Source organism: Paenibacillus vortex V453, assembly GCF_000193415.1.
GTDB classification, from domain to species: Bacteria; Bacillota; Bacilli; order Paenibacillales; family Paenibacillaceae; genus Paenibacillus_AQ; species Paenibacillus_AQ glucanolyticus.
In genome coordinates this window covers 163,930-182,528 of the sequence record NZ_ADHJ01000001.1, presented here as the reverse complement: position 1 = coordinate 182,528, position 18,599 = coordinate 163,930, and the positions used below count along the sequence as shown (strand labels likewise).

General features: G+C 49.6%; 15 protein-coding genes and 2 pseudogenes. 11 read left to right on the top strand and 6 right to left on the bottom strand.

What is annotated here, in order from left to right; all coding sequences use genetic code 11:
* Positions 1-131: 131 nt before the first annotated feature.
* Both PVOR_RS00785 and PVOR_RS00780 read right to left on the bottom strand, forming a co-directional pair.
* Positions 132-2,324 (bottom strand): GH92 family glycosyl hydrolase, encoded by a 2,193-nt coding sequence (locus tag PVOR_RS00785; protein ID WP_006207143.1) that lies wholly within the window; start codon positions 2,322-2,324, stop codon positions 132-134.
* Between the two features lie 36 nt (positions 2,325-2,360).
* A complete protein-coding gene (locus tag PVOR_RS00780) occupies positions 2,361-3,455 on the bottom strand; it encodes a LacI family DNA-binding transcriptional regulator (protein ID WP_006207142.1) in 1,095 nt (364 codons plus the stop codon).
* A 389-nt stretch (positions 3,456-3,844) separates the two neighbouring features.
* On the opposite strand from PVOR_RS00780, the gene PVOR_RS00770 reads away from it, so the two are divergent.
* From PVOR_RS00770 to PVOR_RS00750, 5 genes are all read left to right on the top strand, one after another.
* Positions 3,845-5,434 carry an extracellular solute-binding protein gene (locus PVOR_RS00770; RefSeq protein WP_006207140.1) on the top strand — a complete coding sequence of 530 codons (1,590 nt, stop codon included), beginning with the start codon at positions 3,845-3,847 and terminating at the stop codon, positions 5,432-5,434.
* Positions 5,435-5,504: 70 nt separating this feature from the next.
* The gene (locus tag PVOR_RS00765) at positions 5,505-6,440 is read left to right on the top strand and encodes an ABC transporter permease (protein ID WP_006207139.1); all 936 of its coding nucleotides are present in this window, start codon (positions 5,505-5,507) and stop codon (positions 6,438-6,440) included.
* Positions 6,441-6,452: 12 nt separating this feature from the next.
* The gene (locus PVOR_RS00760) at positions 6,453-7,346 is read left to right on the top strand and encodes a carbohydrate ABC transporter permease (RefSeq protein ID WP_006207138.1); all 894 of its coding nucleotides are present in this window, start codon (positions 6,453-6,455) and stop codon (positions 7,344-7,346) included.
* 242 nt (positions 7,347-7,588) lie between these two features.
* Positions 7,589-8,068, top strand: a complete 480-nt coding sequence (locus PVOR_RS00755) for a MarR family winged helix-turn-helix transcriptional regulator (RefSeq protein ID WP_006207137.1) — start codon at positions 7,589-7,591, stop codon at positions 8,066-8,068.
* 270 nt (positions 8,069-8,338) lie between these two features.
* A complete protein-coding gene (locus PVOR_RS00750) occupies positions 8,339-8,869 on the top strand; it encodes a cysteine hydrolase family protein (protein ID WP_006207136.1) in 531 nt (176 codons plus the stop codon).
* Positions 8,870-9,040: 171 nt separating this feature from the next.
* Here PVOR_RS00750 and PVOR_RS00745 read toward each other — a convergent pair whose 3' ends face one another.
* Positions 9,041-9,892, bottom strand: a complete 852-nt coding sequence (locus tag PVOR_RS00745) for a DMT family transporter (RefSeq protein WP_006207135.1) — start codon at positions 9,890-9,892, stop codon at positions 9,041-9,043.
* Complete coding sequence (locus tag PVOR_RS00740) at positions 9,892-10,665, bottom strand: DeoR/GlpR family DNA-binding transcription regulator (RefSeq protein ID WP_006207134.1); 774 nt, start codon at positions 10,663-10,665, stop codon at positions 9,892-9,894. The genes PVOR_RS00745 and PVOR_RS00740 overlap by 1 nt, the downstream gene beginning before the upstream one ends.
* Positions 10,666-10,859: 194 nt before the next feature.
* On the opposite strand from PVOR_RS00740, the pseudogene PVOR_RS00735 reads away from it, so the two are divergent.
* Positions 10,860-11,821: pseudogene (locus tag PVOR_RS00735) on the top strand (metallophosphoesterase family protein).
* A 131-nt stretch (positions 11,822-11,952) separates the two neighbouring features.
* On the opposite strand, the gene PVOR_RS00730 reads toward PVOR_RS00735, so the two are convergent.
* Entirely contained in the window at positions 11,953-12,456 is a 504-nt protein-coding gene (locus PVOR_RS00730; RefSeq protein ID WP_006207133.1) for a hypothetical protein, read from the bottom strand.
* Between the two features lie 221 nt (positions 12,457-12,677).
* Here PVOR_RS00730 and PVOR_RS00725 point away from each other — a divergent pair, with 221 nt between their 5' ends.
* Complete coding sequence (locus PVOR_RS00725; RefSeq protein WP_006207132.1) at positions 12,678-13,871, top strand: 3'-5' exonuclease; 1,194 nt, start codon at positions 12,678-12,680, stop codon at positions 13,869-13,871.
* Between the two features lie 133 nt (positions 13,872-14,004).
* Positions 14,005-15,068 (top strand): annotated as a pseudogene (gene rlmN, locus PVOR_RS00720) (23S rRNA (adenine(2503)-C(2))-methyltransferase RlmN).
* Between the two features lie 212 nt (positions 15,069-15,280).
* Here the strand turns inward: rlmN and PVOR_RS00715 are convergent.
* Positions 15,281-15,853: a hypothetical protein gene (locus tag PVOR_RS00715; RefSeq protein WP_006207131.1), complete on the bottom strand. Its 573-nt coding sequence runs from the start codon at positions 15,851-15,853 to the stop codon at positions 15,281-15,283.
* 197 nt (positions 15,854-16,050) lie between these two features.
* Here PVOR_RS00715 and PVOR_RS00710 point away from each other — a divergent pair, with 197 nt between their 5' ends.
* The 3 genes from PVOR_RS00710 to PVOR_RS00700 all read left to right on the top strand — a co-directional run bounded on the left by PVOR_RS00710 (position 16,051) and on the right by PVOR_RS00700 (position 18,536).
* On the top strand, positions 16,051-16,344 hold the full coding sequence (locus PVOR_RS00710) for a DUF6509 family protein (RefSeq protein ID WP_006207130.1): 294 nt from the start codon (positions 16,051-16,053) through the stop codon (positions 16,342-16,344).
* Positions 16,345-16,703: 359 nt separating this feature from the next.
* On the top strand, positions 16,704-17,240 hold the full coding sequence (locus tag PVOR_RS00705; RefSeq protein ID WP_006207129.1) for a GNAT family N-acetyltransferase: 537 nt from the start codon (positions 16,704-16,706) through the stop codon (positions 17,238-17,240).
* Between the two features lie 477 nt (positions 17,241-17,717).
* Positions 17,718-18,536 (top strand): GNAT family N-acetyltransferase, encoded by an 819-nt coding sequence (locus PVOR_RS00700; protein WP_006207128.1) that lies wholly within the window; start codon positions 17,718-17,720, stop codon positions 18,534-18,536.
* Positions 18,537-18,599 lie beyond the last annotated feature (63 nt).

Here is an 18,599-nt window from a genome sequence, read left to right as displayed (position 1 = left end):
GGCTGTTAATAATTCCTTTATTTTCATCCGGTGCTACTTCGGACCAACAAAAAAAGGGACGTCCCCCGGAACCGTGATATGGCCCGGTTGGATGTCCCTTGGATCAATCTATATAGATATCAATGTGGTCTTTACTTCTTCGATATCGAGAACGGCAGTTCTTCTGCCTCATAAGAACGGTAGCTTGGTGCGAGTCCGAGACGGAAGCTTAGGGATTTGCCTTCCAGAATATCGTCATGCGTAATGTACAGCTTGGTATAATCCTGCCCCTCCAGTTGGACATTCGCAACGAAATTGGACTGCGGGTTATTGTTGTCGGTATAAATGTGCATCTGCTTGCCATTCGGCAGCTCAATCGTTACGCTGTCAAACAGCGGAATACCGAGCACATACTCATTGCTGCCCGGGCATACCGGATAGAAGCCCATGGAGCTGAACACGTACCAGCCTGACATGCTTCCGTTGTCCTCGTCGCCCGGGAATCCGTTAAAGCCGCTGTTGAACAGGTTGGTCATCAGCTGTTTAATGATAACCTGGGATGAGGCAGGCTGCCCCACATAGCTGAACAGATAAGGAATATGGAAGCTTGGCTGATTGGATATTGCCAACTGGCCATAGTCGATGGCAGCCATCTCACTCATCTCATGAATTTCAAAGCCATAGCCCCGCACGTCGAAGTCGGGCGCTTTATTGCACAATTCGGTTATTTTGTCGAAAAAACGTTCCTTCGAACCGTACGCCTCAATCAAACCCTGGATATCCTGGAATACGGCAAAGCTGGTCTGCCAGGCGCTTCCCTCAGCATAATCGAGTCCCCAGCTCGTGTCGTTAAAATCTGGACGAAACTGGCCGTTCTGATCCTTGGCTCGCATAAATCCGGTCTCTGCATCAAAGATATTGCGGTAATTGAGCGCACTTTGTCGGTAATGATCCGCCATATCCGGTTTCCCCAGCACATCGGCTACGCGGCTGATGCAGTAGTCGCTGTAGGCGTAATCCAGCGTGTGGTTGACACTCTCATGATAGCTGCTCGGAACATAGCCGTGCTTGATGTAATCGAGCGTTCCTTGACGGCCATAACAGTTCTTCTCGCTTTGCGTGGTGGCTGCAGTCAGCATCGCCGCAAGCAGCTCTGGCATCAGGTCCTGGGCAATGCCCTTGGCGGCAGCATCGGCAATGACGGCGTCAATAAGCGTACCCGGCATCAGTCCGCGCTCATCAGGCGACAGCCATTTCGGCAGGAAGCCGGTTTCGCGGTAGGAGTTCAGGTAGCCCTCCAGCATTTCCTCATATTCCTTCGGCGCGATGATGGAGTACAGCGGATATACGGTTTTGTAGGTATCCCAGAATCCGTTATTGGTATACAGAATTCCTTTCTTGACGGCTCTGGCAGTTGTATCATAGTGGACCGGCTCCATGTTGGCATCCAGCTCATAGAACTTCTGTGGAAACAGGAACATACGGTACAAGCAGGTATAGAAGGTTCGCAAGTACTCCTCATTGGTATGGGTAACCTGGATTTTGTTCAAGTAATGGTTCCAGGCCTGCGCAGCCGCCTCCTGCCGATCTTCGAAGGATGCATCCAGCTCGCGTGTAAGGTTAAGCTCCGCTTGCTCCATGCTGATAAAGGATGTGGCCAGCTTCACATCGAGGGTATCTCGCTCACATTCTATGAAACGCAGGACAGCATGCTGATTGACGCCGCTAAAATCTACCTCACGGGAGAATTGGCCCTCGGCATCGTATTGGCCCGTCGCCCCGAGGTCGATGTCCTTGCTGAAACTCATGGCTACGTACATCCGGAACCCATCATCGTGGCAGCCCGAGAAGTTGCTGATATAGCCGGTGATTCTGCGACGGGCAGCATCAAGCTTGAACTCGCTTTGGCCCTTCGCGTTCAGCACGAAGCCGGCCTGCTGTCCGGAATGGTACTTCATGCGCATCGCCGCTCCGTAGCAGCTGGGAACCAGCTCGGTTGTGATGTTATAGCGCTGCTGCTTCACCTTCATGTAATGCGGCTTGAATGTCGCTTCTTCCGGGCGGTAGGAACTTTGACAGGTGAAGACGGACCCTCTGATTTTGTCATCCGCAATCGGGGTCATCAGGAAGTGGGCGAAGTCGCCCATCCACGGACTTGGCTGGTGGGTCAGTCGGATGCCTTGGAACACGCGGTCATTGGGGTTGAAGAACCAGCTTCCCTCATTGTGGGTCTGTACGACATAATGATTCATGCCAAAAGGCACACCGGTGTAAGGAAGCGTATTCCCGTTGGAATAGGCATGTTGGTTGTTGGAGCCTTGTCGAGTATCGATATAGTGCAGCATGCAAAAGTCTCCTTTGGTTTTCAGAAATGAAGTGTCTTACAGTTTCTTTACGGTCTGGCGCTCGATGAGCTGAACCGGAACCACAACATGCTCAAGCGGTTGATCCTTGGGGCTCTCGATCAGTGTGATCAGGCTTTGCGCGGCCTGATATCCCATCCGTCCAAAATCCTGGGATATGGTCGTCAGCTTGGGTTCAACGAAGCCAGCAAGATGAATGTTATCAAAACCGACAACGGAGAAGTCATCCGGTACGGAGAGGCCCAGCTCTTTGGCGATTTGAATAATCTCGATCGCAATCAGGTCATTCTCGGCAACGATGCCCGTAATCCCTTGTGCCATAACGGATTGAATAAACTGGATATAATATTCCCTGCCATTATCGTTGTCATGGGTCAAATAACGGTCAGTTAAATCGCTCACGCTGTAATCGATCAGGCTGTGATCATACAGAGCCTTCAGGTAACCGAAATATCGCTCTCGAATGGAAGAGGAATTCTCTACCTTCAAGGAGGAGATAAAAGCGATTTTCTTATGGTTATTCTCAATCAGATGCTTGGATGCCTGATACCCGCCATCAAAGTTATCCGAGACAACCGACAGGAACGGAATACCCTCAATGCATTTATCCATCGTCACGAGCGGGTACTTCGCCAGGTGGTATTGGTACAGAATGCCAAGGTCCGAAATGCTGCTTACCGGATAGAAGATTAATCCTGAATTCGTACTTTGAAGTGCGGACTCCAGCAGCTTCCGTTGACTGACAATCGTATTGGACTGAATGTTCAGGGTATAGTCGGTTGTTGCAAGATATTCGTTAATGCCCTTTTCATAATCACCAAGTCCCGGGTTATGCGAGAACGGAAGGATCAGCAATATTTCCTTGCTGGTCCTGCTCACAGGACGGTGCGGAGCCTTGGCGGCATTCACGAAGCTTCCCTTCCCCTGAACCCGATGGATCAGCTTGGCATTCTCCAGCTCGGTCAGTGCCCTCTTCGACGTGATTCGGCTTACGTTGTATTCCTTCGAAATTTCAGCTTCGGTCGGAAGCTGGTCTCCAGCCTGAAGCTCTCCGGATTCTATCCTGGCGGTAAGCGCATTTACGATATGTTGATATAGTGGAATTTGTTCCATAGCGGATCTCCTCGCTAAATTTGATATATCATTTCGCGGCGTATATGTCAAAGTCTAATGATGTTTTTAATGTGAAAATACAGTGGTTATGTTGAATATACGAAAGACAAGAGACATAGGCAAACCCATTTTTTTATGTACGTAGTCCAACCCTTGGCTATTGTGCATATAGGCAGGGAGTAGGCTCTTGCCGGCTTTGTCTCCATTACCAATGTGCAAACGAAAATCATGAACTTCTAGTTTCATAGTATAGTTCCCTCCGTTATATTTCAAGATTAAACGCTTCCAACCCCAATAAATAGAAATGTAAGCGCTAGACAAATAAATTGGTATATCTTATAATCGGATTTATGAATTAATTGATATATCAAATAATGGGGGTTGATGGAGTGTTTCGCGCTAAAAAAGGGAAGGTTGTCATGTCGTTGTTGCTGGCATCTGCTCTGCTTGTTACGGCTTGCGGAGGAAAGTCCGGGGAAGCACAGGATCCGAAAGGTAATGCATCTGCCGATACAAAAGAAATTTCGCTTTTACGGCCAAGCTGGAACAATTTACGGCCTGCATCCAGCGAGCTGTGGATGTGGCAAGAATATGAGAAGATGTCCGGGATCAAGGTGAAATGGGAAGAACTCACCGATATCGGGGAGAAGAAGAACGTGATTTTGACGAGAGGCGATCTGCCGGATGCGTTCTATCAAGTCGACTGGAGCAACGGAGAATTGCTGAAGTATGGTCAGCAAGGCCTGTTCTTGCCACTGGAAGAGCTCATTAAAGAGCATGCGCCGAATCTGCAAAAATATCTCGAAGAGAATGAAGATGTAAGAAAAGGCTTGACCAGCGCAGACGGTCACATTTATGCAACCCCTTACATCGATCCATACCCGGAGGGTAACCGGACGATCCGCTTGTGGATCAACAAGAAATGGCTGGACAACCTTGGCATGGAGGTTCCCAAAACAACGGCCGAGCTGGAGGAAGCCTTGATGGCATTTGTGACCAAGGACCCGAACGGCAATGGCGTGAACGATGAGCAGGGCTGGTATATGCCAAGCGGCTCGCTCGGCTGGACGTTCGAACAGATGATGATGGGTTCCTTCGGCATCGGCAACGGTGGACGGAAGGCGCTCGGAAACTTTATTTATGTCGATGACAACGACGAGATTCAACTGACGATTACAGCCGATGGATACAAGGAGCTCTTGAAGTATGAGAACCGGATGTACAAGAATGGCGCGATCAACAAACAGGCCTTCAGCGGCGTGGACTACGATAAGTGGACGGCGGACGCTGCCAAGGACACTGTCGGCGCATGGAACTGGGCGGCCATCGATTATATCGGGGAGAGCGTAAAGGATGATTTTGTAGCCATCAACGTGCTTGCAGGTCCTGACGGAGATACCGCATCGTTGACCGATTCCCAGGTTGCGGGGGCTTCCAGTTTGGTTGTAACGAAGGATGCGAAGGACCCGGGCGCGATCCTGAAATGGGTTGACTACTTCTACAGTGAGGAAGGCAGCGTATTCGGTTACCTGGGCAAGGAAGGCGTTACTTACAATGTGGAAGACGGCAAGAAAGTCTATATCGATGAAATCTTGAACTATAAAGACGGCATCGGACTGGGCGCATTCCAATACGTGGATAACGTATATGGCGGTTACTTCCCGTACATCGAGCTCTCCCCTGAGGTTAGAGCTGCTGCGGGCCGCAAAGAGGCGCCGGTATACACGGATCTGACGGAAGAGACCCTGCCAAGCGTTATGCTGCCGGATCTGCCGGCAACGATCCAGGAAGCGAATGAATCTTCCTCCATCATTGCAGACGTTGGCAACTATGTTGGGCAGATGCGCGTGGAGTTTGTAACGGGTACCAAGGATATCGACAAAGAGTGGGATAACTATATTGCCCAGCTGAAGAAGATGGGCTCGGATAAATATCTGGAAATCAAGCAAACGCAATACAAACGTTATAAAGAGAGCTAAAAGGACCGTTTGTTGGGGAGATTCTTCTTGAATCTCCCCAAATTTTAAATTCTAAGGAGAGGGGAAAACCATGGAATCTTCACTTCACAAGAAGCCGTTCCTTAAACCGAAACGCAAATCCATTTTGAAGCAAAAGTGGCTGTACTTCATGATGCTGCTGCCGCTGACCTCCTTAATCATATGGAATTATATCCCGATGTACGGGATTATCATCTCGTTTAAAGATTACTCTCCCGCATTTGGCATTATGGACAGCCCCTGGGTGGGATTTGCCCACTTCGAACGGTTCTTTAACGCCTTTTACTTCTGGGATGTCATCATTAACACGCTAAGAATCAGTCTGTACAGCCTCCTGGTCGGAATTCCGCTTCCCATCATTCTGGCGCTCATGTTCAATGAGCTGCGCCGCAAGAAGTACAAATCGCTTGCACAGACCATCTCCTACATTCCGAATTTCATTTCGATTGTTATCGTTGTCGGCATGGTTACGTTCTTCACGTCCCCGGTCGACGGTGTGATCAATACGGTCATTCAATATTTCGGCGGTACGCCGATTGATTTTGTCGGCAGTGCGAAGCTGTTCCCGCATGTCTTTGTCTGGTCGGGCATTTGGCAGACCGTGGGCTGGGGAACGCTGATCTATACTGCCGCCATGTCCGGCATTCCGCAGGATCAATATGAAGCGGCTTACCTGGAAGGCGCCACGCGTTTGCAGTGCATCCGGTACATCACCATTCCGGCGATCATGCCAACCATTGTGATCTGCGCCATTTTGGCCACGGGGTCGGTTATGTCAGTCGGGTTCGAAAAGGTGCTGCTCATGCAGAACGATGCAAACCTTGCAACGTCGGAGGTGTTGTCAACATACATGTACAAGTCAGGTATATTGAACGCGGAATACAGCTTCTCGGCTGCCGTAGGCCTGTTTAACAACCTGATCAACTTTATCGTCCTGTATCTGGTGAATAAATTCGCGCAGAAATTCAGTGAGACCAGCCTGTGGTAAGGAGGGGCAACCATGCAGTTTCATCTATCTAGAGAAGATAAAATTTTTAACTGGATCAACATTGTAGTCGTAGGGATCGTCACTTTGCTTATTCTATATCCGTTGTTATTCGTTGTGTTTGCGTCACTCAGCGATCCCCGCCAGATCTTCGACAGTGCTCTGCTGCTGTGGCCCAAGGGATTTACGCTGGAAGGATATAAACGGGTGTTCGATAATCCGGATATATGGATGGGCTTCAAAAATGCCGTGATTTACACGGTCCTTGGAACAGCCGTGAACGTCATCATGACCACCTTGGCGGCCTATCCGTTATCCCGGAGGGATTTCCGGGGCCGGAACGTCATTACCATTCTGTTCACATTCACAATGTTCTTCTCCGGCGGGTTGATTCCGACGTATTTGGTGAACCAGCATCTGGGGATCATCAATACGATGTGGGTCATGATTCTGCCGGGAGCCGTTAGCGTATACAACATGATTATTATGCGTACTTACTTCCAGCAGAACATTCCGCTTGAACTGGAGGAGAGCGCGTTTATTGACGGAGCTACGGACATGCAGCTGCTGCTCAAGGTGGTTCTTCCATTATCGACTCCGATCATCGCCGTGATGATGATGTTCTACGGAGTAGGCAGATGGAACGGTTATTTTGACGCGATGATTTATTTGTCAGACCGCGAACTGTTCCCGCTGCAGCTGATCCTGAGGGAAATCCTGGTGCAGAACCAGATGGGGGATGCAGCGAACCAGGCGATGATGAACAGCAACCAGAGCGAGGTCAACCTGATCAAGCAGTCGATTAAATATGCGGTTGTGGTGGTGTCGAGCATTCCGGTGCTGGTCTTCTATCCGATTGTGTCCAAGTATTTTGAGAAGGGCATCATGGTTGGGGCGATCAAAGGATAATCTTCAACATATGCTTCTCCGCAGCAGTCTCTATCGTTTGTCGCCGAATTCATCGGGTAGGCCAAAACCGTCCCGGGATCCGGCGACAACGCGGTTAGGGATGCAGCTGGATTGATATGATTCTGTAACGACGGGGAAATTGGGTTTACAGTTCGTTCCGAAGCGCTCGGAGGTTGATTTGACAGCTTGTCACTTAAGTGATAAATTGACAGAGATTAGGATCGAGGAGGTGAATGGAGCAAATGAAGCAATTAGGGTTTAGTCAAGAGAACCGGCTGGCGATGCTGTCCTGGATTCGGATCACCCGTTTTCAACAGGTCGGCAATCAAATCTCGAATGAATTCCTGCAGCCCTTCTGCATTACCGTTGCCCAATTCGACGTGCTGATTCAGGTCATGGTACATCAGCCTTTATCGCAGCAGGAGTTGGCTGAATACCTTTCCATCAGCGGGGGCGGCGTTTCCCACATGGTGAAGCGGCTGGAGAAGCTGGGGCTGATTGTCCGCAAGCAGGATTGGAAAGTGAAGTATATCTCCCTTACGGAGAAGGGACAAGCCCTGCTGGAAGAGATTATCCCGTTGCTGTCGGATTTCCAAACCTCCATGTTTGATATTCTGGATGAACAAGAATTACAGCAGCTGTACAAAACCATGAGAAAGCTTCATCAACATAACCTGAAGAATAAGGCAGCGCAACCGGAGTTCAAAGCCGAGGAGGAATAGCCCCGAGGTTATCCCGGGTGCCTCCATTCCATTAACTGAACAATAATTGTTGTATCCATGCAGTGTCAAGAATGCTGTGGCGGCGGTGAATCGGCTGCAGGCTTGATTGCCGGGAAGTAGACGGGGGGTCCTCTCATAGGGGATTCCTTTTTTAATGTTGTTGAGGTACAGCTTTTTTAGGGTTGTGCCCTAGATTTCTATGTACTTCGCAAGAACATTTGTTCTATAATTGGGGGTGAATAAATCGAATCGTACAGGAGGTTGTTTCTTTTGAAGAAGAGTGCGCTATTGGTCATTGATGTACAGAATGAGATGTTTCATGTGAATGATCCGGTGTATGAAGGGGAGCGATTGCTCTACAATCTCAAGCAGCTCATTGCAAAAGCCAGAAACGGCGGCGTTCCTGTTTTTTACATACAGCATAATGACGAGGGTCTGGTCAAGGGGTCCGACGCGTGGAGAATTAATCCCGAAATAGCGCCCGCGATGTCGGATGTCATCATTCAGAAGACCAGACCGGATTCATTCTATCACACAACGCTTGAAGAAGAACTGAAACGGCAGGATATTGAACATGTGATTCTGGCGGGGATGCAGAGTGAGTTATGCGTAGATACCACGTGCAGGAGAGCGTCCAGTATGGGCTACGCGGTTACCTTGGTGTCGGATGCTCACAGCACCTGGAGTAGTGCGGCGTTAACGGCTCAGCAGATCATAGATCACGAGAATGCTACCCTCAGATGGTTTGCGAGCATCAAGACAACGGAGGAAGTTATCTTTGCGGAAGAAGCCGGCGTATAATCGCCGGCTTTTTTTGGGGTTCTGAGCGTTGTAAGAATACGCTCCTGCTTGGAGCAGGGCGTGAAGCTGCGGCGCATTTTGATAGGGCAAATCAGATTCTGACAAGCGAGAACGGCAGAGCGAGAATCATGAAGAGTTAACACTTTACCAAGATGCAAGCAATCACGATGGTTAACCCCACAGCGCGATGGCGATGATGCCAAACGTGATGAGCATGGACGTGAGGATTCGTCGCCAGCCTTGCTGCTCACGCAGAACGAGGATGCCGAGTATGGTGCCGAATACCGTGCTGATTTCACGAACCGGAGCGATATGTGCAAGCGGGGTAAGCCGCATGGCGAACAGAAACAATAAGTAAGACCCGGGTGCAAGGACGGAGCCAAGCAGGATCGTCCGCCAGTTCACCGACCATTCCTGCTTCAACTGTCCAGCCAGCATAACCGGAATGATCAGTGCGATGAAATAACTGATATTGGATAGCTGGATTAGCGTGACGGGGGAAACCCCCGCATCCAGAATGGCTTTGTCGGTAAGGGTGTATCCCGAAATACAGAGCCCGACCAGGCAGGCGTAGATCAATGCTTTGGGATTCACGCCCGATGGGCCTCTGAACCTCAGACCGGATAAAGCAAATAACGAAAAAGTAATGATACCAAGCCCCATATACCCCAATGGTTTTAACTGTTCATGAAATAACACAAGGCTGCACAGCGAGGTCAACATGGCGCCGAGCCCCCGCATGAACGGATATACCTGAGACATATCGCCATGGGTATACGCTTTGGAGAGCAGCGTAATATAGCAGCCCTGGATTGTCATCGACAGAAGCATCAGGCCGTATATGTGCGGGCTCAGCTGGAGCTTAGACATCTCGATGAGAAAATAAGGCATCAGGAAGATTAAAGTGACCGAGTGGATGCACCACAGAAATACCGATTTATGAATGCTCCGCTTCGTGAACAGATTCCAAAGCGCATGCGTCAGCCCGGATGACAGTACCAGCAGCAGGGATAGCAATTCCATCAGAGATGTCCGATGAGCACTTCAATGCCGCGTGCGGACAGATTGTCCACCCACTCCTGTGAGCAGCCCCGATCCGTAATGACCATGGAGATATCCTCCAACTTGGCAAGCTTGGCGAATGTGGTGACCCCCAGCTTCGAATGATCCGCGAGAACGATGCCTTCCTCGGCACGCTCCAGCATTTTTCGCGAAATATAGGCTTCGTCCAGATCATAATCGGTAATCCCGTCGGTTAACGAGATGCCGCCGACAGAGATAAACGCTTTATTCACTTTGAACTGCTCCAGCAGCATCTCGGTGAGAGGGCCTGTTGCCGCTTGTTTGGTGCGGTCCATATCACCGCCGATATAAATAATTTTCCCCTGGAAAATTTCCATCGCCAGATTGAGCACAGGCAGCGAGTGGGTGATGACCGTGATATGAGACCGGTCCTTGAGATAACGCATCACCTCAATCGTGGTTGTTCCGTTGTCCAGCAAAATCGTTTCGCCATCCTTGACCAGGGATGCGGCAAGTTGGCCGATAGCGGCCTTCTCTTCAGTCCAAGTCTGGGAACGGCTGGTAAAGGATGGTTCAATATGCTCGGCGCGCGATTTGACGGCACCGCCGTAAACTTTGCGAAGTTTGCCTTCCTTCTCTAAACGGTCCAGATCCCGCCGGATGGTTTCGGCAGATACCTCCAGCTGTTCGGCGAGAATGTGGACCTTTACCTTGCCTTCAAGTTCTAATTGATGCAAAATTTTCTCCCTGCGATCTTCGTAAGTAACGGACATCTATTTATTTCACCTCGATATAATGTATGACTGATAGTGACCGATGATGTGTATTAATCCTTATATTAGGGTGATAAAATCATAAAGTCAATGAAAAATCATTGACTTTACGAAGTTCCCTCCTCTAATATACACATAAAACCACAATAATGTGTATCAGAACCACATGCCCATATAAAAGGAGGAAATACGCAATGAAGCCGATTCTTCGATTCGGAGACGATCATACCTTCAAAATCGTGCAGTTTACCGATATTCATTGGATGAATGGAGAACCAGAGGATCAGTTGAGCCGACAGTGCATGGATACGGTGCTGGACCTGGAGCAGCCGGACCTGGTCGTGTTTACGGGCGATCTGATCTATTCAGGGGAAGTTGATCCCGGCTCAAGAAGGTGCGAGGATCCGGTGCAGGCTTTCAAGGATGTCGTGGCTTCGGTAGAATCCCGCGGCATCCGCTGGGCTTTTGTATTCGGGAATCACGATACGGAGGGGGATGTGACGCGTGAAGAGCTAATGGATGTCGCTATGCAGCACACCTATAACTGTGCGGAGCACGGTTCGGCGGATATTCATGGCGTAGGGAATTACACGCTTCCTATATACGGCAGTAATGGGGACAAGACAGAGGCCGTGCTGTACTTCTTCGACTCAGGGAGAGAGTCCGAACACCCTGCCGTTCCGGGATACGATTGGATCCGACGCGATCAGATCCGGTGGTATGAAATGGCCTCGATGGCTTACAGCGTTAAGCATAGCGGGAAACCGCTGCCGGCATTGGCTTTTTTTCCTATATCCCTCTGCCGGAGTACCAGGAGGTCTGGGAGCGGAAGACGTGTTACGGCAGCAAGTATGAGAAAGTATGCTGCCCGGAGGTGAATACCGGACTGTTCGCGGCGATGCTCGAAAGAGGCGATGTGCTGGGTACCTTCGCCGGGCATGATCACATCAACGATTATTGGGGCGAACTGCACGGCATCCGTCTCTGTTACGGCAGGGCGACCGGATATGGCACATATGGCCGGGAAGGCATGCTCCGAGGGGCGAGGGTCATTCGCCTGCATGAAGGACAGCGGCAATTTGACACCTGGATCACCCTGGCTAACGGCTCGCAAATAGGAGAGCAGGATAAGCATGAGCCCGGCATGTCTGTCTGATTATTGCGTATAGCCCCAAATACACCTCTTTAACGATATGCGGGACAATGAACCCTGCGGTTCCATAAGAGGTGTATGAATTGGGTTATTGTACTTGTGCGTTCATGAATATTACTTTGCTTGCTTGAGTATCACTTACTCAAGTTTACCGGCATTTCAACGGCTTTTTCAAAAAGCCATGCAGATAGCTGTTCAAACACCTCGGACTCCCTTTCAACCATTTTGTACATTTTGTTCTGGCCTCTTATAGCATAACCTTTTTGATTCATATCGAGGAAGTAATCATGTAATTCTCCATCACCGTCACGATAAAAAATAGTGAACGCAAACGTCTCTCCTCCATCATTTCTTATGTTTTTGGTGACAAATGATCTTGCTGATCTCGTATACGAAACGGAATCCAGAATGCTCATCCATTGGTTGAGCTCATTATGGTTGTCCTCGAATTCGATTAGGTAAGGTGTTATGTTAGATCCATTCAGGTGATAAAAAAAGATTTTTTCTATTGTAGTAGAATGGCTAATGAGGCTTGTAGCAGGCAAGCGAACCGAGTAATAGTTAATGGTCCAAGAAATTGTTAAGATTATCACTGCACATGTGATCACTAATTTCTGTTGTTTCCTCAGCTTCTTCATAAATTTCCTTTCCTCAATCCCTGTCTTTAGTATTTATTAATCTAAACACTTGATTGGATCACTTGGTTGCAGAAACACCCTGTTTTTGACTGCACATTGGTAAAAAAGAGCGAAGCGTGCTTATTTTTGTTGGAACCGTACATTGGATCAAGCAGGGCGATCCTCCTTTTTGCATTAGATTTGTTGGGAATGATTTTTTGGAAGGTGGGGTGTTGTTGCGGATGAAGGTACAGATGTTGGAGCAAGCTTACGTATTATCGGGGCTGTCCATCAAGGATGTTCTGGAACAAAAGTTCTGTGTATTCGATCTGGAGGCCACCGATGATCAGGTAGAGAACGCGGAGGTCGTGGAAATTGGAGCCGTCCGTATGGACAGTACGGGCATACAAGAAGAGCAGACGTTCCATACGTATATCAAACCATCCGGGCCGATTCCGCAGCCGATCGCAGTCTCGACAGGAATCTATAATGCAGATGTGGAGGGTTCGCCCAGATTCCCGAAGGGGTACGGAATGTTTACCGGTTTTGCTAACGAATGCATCTTTGTCACGTACGGAGGGTATGAGTTTGTTCTGCCGCTGCTCCAGCGTGAGTGTGCCCGGCATGGTCTGCCCGAACCCGCGAATCCCTGTATTGATATCAAGGCAATGTTCGCTGGCCTTCATCCTGAAGTCGAAGATGAGATCACGATGGAGATGATGATGGACTATTACGGATTCGAGACCACAAGTCATAAGAGTGGCAATAGAATCGGAAATTACATGTTGATCGGTCACATATGGATGGATATGATGCAGGAGCTTAAGGCCAGAAGCATCCAACACCTTGAATACCCCGAACCGCTGATCGTCAAAAGATTTCAGCATCCGTCCAAGCGAAGCGTAGATACCGGCTCACGCAAGGTTCGTTTTCCTGCTCTGACGGATTCCCAGCGGAAGATCATGCTCAGTATTCTTGTATTATTCTTTCTTACGATGACTCTAACGGGTATGGTCGATCTATTCACGTTCCGATTGAGATGGAATGGCGGTTTATCCGGCAATGGCAATCCTGCACTCTTGATTGTATTCCTGCTGGTGCCGTTATACACCGTACTTCTGTGCCTGACGGGGGCGGCATCCTGTTACTTTTTCCGGGAAAAAATGAGGGATGGATGGTATTCCGGTGGCATGTTATCTTTCCTTGTCGTGATGACCGGCACCATAAGCTGGTTGGCTGTCGGATATTATTATAGGATCTTTCATGACCTTGTCGGGGCAACATCAGAGTCTGGCTCCACTATATTCCGGTTTGGGGAATGGGATCAGTATTCAAATACGGCCTTTATTAACATTCTTACATATAGTCTGGGCATCTCTCTTTCGTTGTTAATAGGCTATGGGATTGCATTTCTTACACGTAAACAGCGGGGCTGATCTGGTGAGGCCCTGCCCTCAGGGAAGCTTAGAACGTGCAGGAACGCGAATTGCCTATAACTCCCCTTGTGTTCGCCTCGGAATTTTGGGACAATAAGGAGTGGTGGACTATGAATGGAAAGAGGACCTATCAATGAACAAACCATCCATATATGGATTAACCTTAGATCAGATGACCGCTTGGCTTGGTGAGCGTGGACATAAGAAGTTTCGGGCAACACAGGTGTGGGAATGGCTGTATCGGAAGCGTGTCACTGCTTTTTCGGATATGACGGACGTGCATCCCGAATGCGTGGAGCTGCTCGCGGATCATTATACTATTCTGACCTTGGAAGAGCATACCAAGCAGGAATCGCTGGACGGGACGGTTAAGTTTCTGTTTAAGCTGGTGGACGGCAACCTGATAGAAACCGTATTGATGCGGCATAAAATTCGGCTTGTCGGTCTGTGTGACAACTCAAGTGGGCTGCAACATTGGCTGCAGCTTCTGTGCCAGCGGGCTGCTGAAGAAGAGTCGGGATTTATCGGCAGCTGAAATTGTAGAGCAGGTCATGCAGGTTCAGCTACACCTGGATGAGAGAGGCAAGGACGAGCGCGTCAGCCATCTCGTAGTGATGGGGATTGGGGAGCCGTTTGATAACTATGAGAACATGTCGGATTTCATCCGCGTGATCAAGGATCATAAGGGCCTTGCGATCGGACCGCGGCATATCACGGTTTCGACCAGCGGGCTAGCTAACAAAATCGTGGAGTTTGCGGACAGCGATCTCGGCGTGAATCTCGCCATCTCCCTGCATGCGCCGAATGACGAGATTCGTACGCGCATCATGAAGATTAACAAAGCGATTCCGATTCAGAAGCTGATGGCAGCTATTGATTATTATTTGGAAAAAACGAATCGCCGGATCACGCTGGAGTACATTCTGCTGAAAGATGTGAATAGACCAGCGCGAGCACTCGCTCGAGCTTGCAGAGCTCGTGGGCGATCGCCGTAACCTGGCGAATGTGAACCTCATTCCCTACAATCCGGTGGATGAGCACAGCCAATATCAGCGGAGTTCGAAGGAATCGATTACCGCATTTTACGATACCCTGAAGAAGCAGGGGATCAGCTGCAGCGTGCGTCTGGAGCATGGCACCGATATCGATGCGGCCTGCGGACAGCTGCGGAGCAAGCAGATCAAGAAAGCACAATAGCACCGAGGGCGATGCTGGATACAGCAATCGATCAGGGCTTATCGGACGAAGAAGAGTATACTCATTCCATGGGTATGCTCTTTGCTGTTTCCATGGACTTTTATAACTCGGGATAGAAATAACGGCCCTGAAAAGGGCCGTTATGCCTGCTCTCATACATGTTACGGGAATCAATTGCTCCTGCTCCGTTTCCTTCTTGGACTGCTGATTGCTTAGTAAGCTTTTCTACCGCTATAGGAATGGTGCTTGTGGATCCGGCCGTGTTTTTTGACTTCTTTGTTGATCGCTTTGCCACCGGCTCCGCCTCCGACTGCTTGCTGCTGCCGGGTGCCTTTGCTATCGATGGCCGCGTTGGTTCCGCCTGTGCTGTATTTTCCGGCGCCGCTGGCAATTTGCGTAGCAGAAGCGCTGCTGCCCCGGCTCGGCAGCTTGGCTACCTGTTTGTTGATCACAAACACCACTTCCTTTTGAAGCTGTTTGTGCCGGCCGCGCTTGCTGCGGTGTTTCGAGGAATGATCCCTCGGATCCTTAAGTCCCAGGTTCTTGGCAATGCCGCCCGCGCCTATGCTTTCCTGCTGGAACGTATGCGGGGAGTTGATGGCGGCGTTGCTGCCGGATGCGCTGCTCTTTCCTGCGCCGCTGGCGATTTGCGTTGTATTGGGAGCATTCGTGAATTGGTCGTTGACGACAACAACAAATCGTCCGATGCCTCCAAGCGGCGAGGTCAGGGAGAAACGCTGGCTGCCCTTCTCGATGGTGATGGTAAGCTGATCCTTATGAGCCACTTGCCCTCATCTCCTTTTTTGCAGGGTCTATGTTTATACTTTATCGTAGAACATTCATGCTGAGCAGGGTAAGGGGTATATGCCAAGAGACGGACCAATTGAGGAAACGGCCTGTATTCCAGCGGACGGTTAGAGGAATATATAAGAATTGGGGCTTCGTTGTGTATAATGAGTAAGGTGATAGAAAGGGTGGGAATATGCTGACAATTAAAGAATACAGCGTGGAGTTGGTCAAAGATCCGTTCGGAATCTTAACCGGCAAACGCTTTGAATTTGTATGTGATCTGGACGTTCCGGAGGAAGATGAGCTTTATTCGGAGCAGGGCATTTACTTAAGGGTGATTTTTCTGGATGACGAGGAGCGCTCGCGTATCGTCAAGTACGATTTTTATGAGCGGACCACGGATCAGTATCTGGACTTCGATATGGAACCCGAAGAAGAAGAACAGCTTACCGCTTTTTGCAAAGAGCATTTGCAAGAGGAAGGTTAGAGCCGAGCCGGAAGCATTGTGAAAAGGCACCCTCGGGGGTGTCTTTTTTTCATTTTTACACAGCAGATTTATCGTTCAGCGGTAATTCAAGACATACAGGCGTATTCCTTAAAATCAAGAGCCAGACTATGCATACAATCGGTTCGCTATTTGCATGATATAAAATAACAGAATTCAACATAATTTTGGATGAGCTGTAGGTCATATACTGAAAACATGGTGAAATAGAGGATAGGGTTACCATATTTTCACCCTATTCGTAACGCAATTTACATACCTGTAAACCTCTTTGAAGATTAAATATGTTATCCTAGACATACTAACCTTACATACATCATTCATTAGGGAGGGGATTGACCGTGAATATTGAGGTACGTTTATGCCCGAAGGAACAGTCATTTATTCTGCATAACATCTATCCACTGTACTTGCATGACATTGCTGAGATATGGGGGGTCCGCCCTAACCGGTTCGGTGTATTCGAGAAAGAGGATGTGCCAACCCTGAGCGAACAGACCAAGCAGCTCGATGTTTGGTGGGAGCAGCCATCGGTTCTTTTTCCTTATTTGATCAGTGTGGATGGCATTGCGGCAGGGCTGGCGCTGGTGGCGACAACACCGTACATTCCATCACCGAATATCCAGTATTATTTGAATGACTTTTTTGTGCTTCGGACTTTTCGAAGACAAGGTGTAGCCCAACGTGCGGCTGAGCTTGTGTTCGATCATTTCCAAGGTGCATGGGAGCTTCAGACGAATCCGACCGAGCGTAATATGAGCACTCAGATTTTTTGGCGCAAAACGCTGAATACGTACACGGGCGGAAGGTATACGGAGCATGATGGTGTCCATCCTGAGAAGGGAGATATGCTGGTATTCCGTTTTAATAACAAATAGATCGGGAAACTCCAAGTATTTTCTTCAATGTTGGGATAGGGGCTTGACAGCTAGGTGAGGCCGGGATTACACTGAGTAAAATTTTGTGAAAAAATGCTTGGATGAGGACGCCTGAATCGTAAATGAAGCTGAAATCAGAGAGCTGCTGGATGGTGCGAAGCAGTCAGCGGCGATGAATGGCCATCACCTCGGAGCAGATCTGCCGATGATTGAGGTCTTGAGGTGGATCCGGGAACTCCCTGCCGTTATCATGGGGCATCATTGATGGATGGTGATTAGAGCGCGTGCCGGTTTGATCGGCGCGAATCAGGGTGGTAACGCGGAGCGAGGCTCCGTCCCTACAAGGGACGGGGTTTTTTTGTGTTCCCAGGGTCATCGTACGCGCAACGCACAAGCGCACAATGCTTGATGACGGATGGATTCAGGACTCCAACAGCTGGCAAACAGGATTGATCCTGGGAGAGAGGGAGTGTACAAATGCTTGGGAAGTTGATGCCACGGGACGAGGTGCTGTATGGAGCGGATTTTATTCAGGATGAGGTCTCGTACAATCTGATCCATCTCATAACTGAATCGCCGCAGAATGTTGGTCTGAAATCGCTGGATGGACGCATGATCCTTGCGCAGTCTCCCCGTGGGAACGCATGGTTATGGTTAGCCCGGGAGGTCACAGACGAAGAACGTCAAAACTTGTTGCAAGAGCTGGTGAGGGAGCTGGGAGAGGCTGCACTGCCTGGAGTGACCGGAGAGCCGGACGTGGCGGAGCAGTTTGCAAGGATTTATGCGGACGCCCATAACGTGGCCTGCCGTCATCATATAACGATGGAATGTTACCATGCTCCCATCGTGAAGCGGCCTCTGCATGTAGAGGGTGCAATTAGGCTTGCCGCACCCGAGGATACGCAGCAGGTGGCCCGGTTTCTGGTAGGCTTCTCGGAAGATGCTTACGGTGTGCGCGCGAATGCGGCAAGCCAGGTCGTGGCAGCGGAGCGCCTCATTAAACAGGGCGGACTCTATGTATGGATTGCCGGTGATCAAACGGTATCCATGGCCAACATCGCGCACCGGTCACCAAGACACGGACGGATAAATGCCGTATACACTCCGAGAAATGAACGGAAAAAAGGATATGCCAGCGCGTTGGTGGCCGAACTTGGACTTGTCCTGAGGCAGGATGGCCTGGTCCCCATGCTGTATGCCGATCAGGCCAACCCGGACTCCAATCGGGTGTACCGAAAGATCGGATTTAACCGGTGCGGGACGATTCGTGACTTCAAGTTTGTTAACCATGAATAACGAATCCTTGAATGTCGCCCGCCACGGCTTGGACAAAGCCGGGGCAGACGGCAGGCGCCAACA